The organism is Micrococcus sp. HMSC31B01 (assembly GCF_001816085.1).
Classification (GTDB): domain Bacteria; phylum Actinomycetota; class Actinomycetes; order Actinomycetales; family Micrococcaceae; genus Micrococcus; species Micrococcus luteus.
This window is the reverse complement of sequence record NZ_KV825469.1, coordinates 1-3,699: the sequence shown is the minus strand read 5'-3', so window position 1 is coordinate 3,699 and position 3,699 is coordinate 1. Positions and strand designations below refer to the sequence as shown.

The following is a 3,699-nucleotide window of genomic DNA, read 5'->3' as shown; positions in this document are numbered from 1 at the left end:
TGGCGTCCGGGCCCGTGGGGCGGCCCGCCGGCGGCGGGCTCACGCGGGGCTCACTCGATCACGAGCAGCAGGTCTCCGCCGTTGACGGGCGTGACGCCCTCCGTGACCACGCGGCGCACGGTGCCCGCGGCCTGGGCCGTGATCGTGGCCTCCATCTTCATCGCCTCGATCGTGGCCACCGCCTGGCCGACCTCGACGGCGTCGCCCTCGGCCACCTGGACGGTGACCGAGCCCGCGAACGGGGCGGCGACGTGGCCGGGGGTGCCGGGGTCCGCCTTCTCCGCGGTCCGCACGGTGGACTCGATCGAGCGGTCCCGGACGGTCATCTGGCGCAGCTGGCCGTTCAGGGTGACCATCACCGTGCGCATGCCCTTCTCGTCCGGCTCGGAGACGGACATGAGGGTGGCGAGCAGCCGGACACCGCGTCCGAGCGAGATGACGTGCTCACGCCCGGGGACGAGGCCGTAGAGGAAGTCGCGGGTGTGCAGGGTGACGGTGTCCCCGAACTCCTCGCGGTGCGCCTCGAACTCCTTCGTGGGGCCGGGGAAGAGCAGGCGGTTCAGCACCGCGCGGCGGGTCTGTCCGGCCTCGGCGAGGGCGGTCGAGTCCTCCGCGGAGATCTCCACCATGCCCGCGCCCTCGCGGCGACCCTGGAGGGCCTTGGTCCGGAAGGGCTCCGGCCAGCCGCCGGGCGGGTCGCCGAGCTCGCCGCGCAGGAAGCCGATCACGGAGTCCGGGATGTCGAACTCCTGCGGACGCTCCGCGAACTCCTTCGGGTCCACGCCGGAACCGACCAGCTGGAGCGCCAGGTCGCCCACCACCTTGGAGGACGGGGTGACCTTGACGAGGTGGCCGAGCAGGTCGTCGGCCGCGGCGTACATCGACTCGATGGCCTCGAACCGCTCCCCCAGGCCGAGCGCGATCGCCTGCGTGCGCAGGTTGGACAGCTGGCCCCCCGGGATCTCGTGGTGGTACACGCGGCCGGTCGGGGCGGGCAGCCCCGCCTCGAAGGGCGCGTACGCCGAGCGGACGGACTCCCAGTAGGGCTCCATCGCGGTGGCGGCCTCGAGGCCGAGACCGGTGTCTCGCTCGGTGTGCTCGAGCGCCGCGACCAGGGCGGACAGCGGCACCTGGCTCGTGGTGCCCGCCATGGACGCGGTGGCCGCGTCGACGGCGTCCACGCCGGCCTCCGCCGCCGCGAGCAGGGTGGCCAGCTGGCCGCCGGCGGTGTCGTGCGTGTGCAGGTGCACGGGCAGGTCGAACTCGGCGCGCAGGGCGGTGACGAGCTCGCGCGCGGCGGCGGGCCGCAGCAGGCCCGCCATGTCCTTGATCGCCAGGACGTGGGCGCCGGCGTCGACCATCCGGCGGGCGAGGCCCAGGTAGTAGTCGAGCGTGTAGAGCGTCTCCTGGGGATCCGTCATGTTGCCCGTGTAGCACAGGGCCGCCTCGGCCACGGCGGTGCCCGTGGCACGCACCGCCTCGATGGCCGGGGTGATCTGCTCGACGTCGTTGAGGGCGTCGAAGATGCGGAACACGTCGACGCCGGACGCCGCGGCCTCGGCCACGAACGCGTCCGTCACCTTGGTGGGGTACGGCGTGTAGCCCACCGTGTTGCGGCCGCGCAGCAGCATCTGGATCGGGATGTTCGGCAGCTCCGCGCGCAGCAGCTCGAGGCGCTGCCACGGGTCCTCGTGGAGGAAGCGCAGCGCGACGTCGTACGTCGCCCCGCCCCAGGCCTCCACCGAGAGCAGCCCCGGCAGGGTGTGCGCGACGGCGGGCGCGGCGGCCAGCAGGTCGCGCGTGCGGACGCGGGTGGCCAGCAGGGACTGGTGGGCGTCGCGGAACGTGGTGTCCGTGACGGCCAGCGCGGTCTGCTCGCGCAGGGTGCGGGCGAAGCCCTCGGGGCCCTGCTCCAGCAGCACCTGACGCCAGCCGTGCGGGGGCGCCGCGTCCTCGTTCCGGCTCGGGCCGTCGAAGGGCGAGCGGTCCGGCTCCTGGTGCTTGTCGCCCGGGTGCTCCGGGAGGCGGTCGCGGGGGTCGATGCCCTCGATGCGCGGGCCGTGCGGCTGGTTGACCGTGACGTCCACGAGGTACTGCAGGGCCTTGGAGCCGCGGTCCTGGGAGCGGTTCACCGTGGCCAGCTCGGGGTGCTTGTCGATGAAGTCCGTGGCGACGTCGCCGCTGACGAACTGCGGGTCGTCCATCACGTTCATCAGGAACGGGATGTTGGTGGCCACGCCGCGCACGCGGAACTCGGCCAGGGCGCGGCGCACGCGGCGCACGGCCGTGGCGTAGTCGCGTCCGCGGCAGGTGAGCTTGACCAGCATGGAGTCGAAGTGGGGGCTGATCTCCGCACCGGCGTAGATGGTGCCGCCGTCGAGGCGCACACCGGAGCCGCCGGCCGAGCGGTAGGCGGTGATGGTGCCGGTGTCCGGGCGGAAGCCGTTGGCCGGGTCCTCGGTGGTGATGCGGCACTGGATGGCGAAGCCGCGGACCTGGAGGGCGTCCTGGGTGATGCCCAGCTCGGGCAGGGTGGCGCCGGCGGCGATGCGCAGCTGCGCGCCCACCAGGTCGACGTCCGTGACCTCCTCGGTCACGGTGTGCTCCACCTGGATGCGGGGGTTCATCTCGATGAACACGTGCTGGCCCGCACGCTCGCCCGCCGTGTCCACGAGGAACTCGACGGTGCCCGCGTTGACGTACCCCATCTCCTTGGCGAAGGCGACGGCGTCCCGGTGCAGGGCCTGCCGGATCTCCTCGTCCAGGTTCGGGGCCGGGGCCATCTCGATGACCTTCTGGTGGCGGCGCTGGAGCGAGCAGTCCCGCTCGAAGAGGTGCACGACGTTGCCCTCGCCGTCGGCGAGGATCTGCACCTCGATGTGCCGCGGCCGCAGGACGGCCTGCTCGAGGAACACGGTGGGGTCGCCGAAGGCGGTGTCCGCCTCGCGCATCGCGGCCTCGAGGGAGCCGCGCAGGTCCTCGCGGCGCTCGACGCGGCGCATGCCGCGGCCGCCGCCGCCGGCGACGGCCTTGACGAAGATGGGGAAGCCGATCTCCTCGGCCTGGTCCAGGAGCCACTCGACGTCGGCGCTCGGGTCCGAGGAGGCCAGGGTGGGGATGCCCGCGCGCTTGGCCGCGCGCAGGGCCTCGACCTTGTTGCCGGTCAGCTCGAGGACGTCGGCGGGCGGGCCGACGAAGGTGATCCCGTTCTCGGCCGCGGCGCGGGCCAGGCCGGCGTTCTCCGACAGGAAGCCGTAGCCCGGGTAGATCGCGTCGGCCCCGGCGTCCTTGGCCACGCGGATGATCTCGTCCACGTCGAGGTAGGCGCGCACGGGGTGGCCCTCGTCGCCGATGCGGTAGGCCTCGTCCGCCTTCTGGCGGTGGATCGAATTGCGGTCCTCGTAGGGGAAGACGGCGACGGTGCGGGCGCCCAGCTCGTAGCAGGCGCGGAAGGCGCGGACGGCGATCTCGCCGCGGTTGGCCACCAAGACCTTGGAGAAGACGGCGCCGGCTCCGGTCGACCCGGCCGCGTCCTCTGGAGGGGTGAAGTTCTCGACAGGTGCGGTCATGGTTGGGAGTGTGTCACACCGCGCCGGAGTTCCGCCTCATGTCGCGCACAGTCACCGCTGCGAGACGAAAGATGACTGGTTCGGCGCTGTGGGGCGCCGACGCCGGCCCGGCCTCGTGCCGGGGCCGGCG

General features: G+C 73.2%; 1 protein-coding gene. It reads right to left on the bottom strand.

Annotated elements, in window-relative coordinates; translation table 11 throughout:
* Window positions 1–50: 50 nt before the first annotated feature.
* Window positions 51–3,569 carry a pyruvate carboxylase gene (locus HMPREF3105_RS12380; protein WP_070709896.1) on the bottom strand — a complete coding sequence of 1,173 codons (3,519 nt, stop codon included), beginning with the start codon at window positions 3,567–3,569 and terminating at the stop codon, window positions 51–53.
* Window positions 3,570–3,699: the final 130 nt, after the last annotated feature.

What these genes read in the sequence shown, in the direction of transcription:
- HMPREF3105_RS12380 (WP_070709896.1), bottom strand. Translation starts at nt 3,569, where the DNA reads ATGACCGCACCTGTCGAGAACTTCACCCCTCCAGAGGACGCGGCCGGG.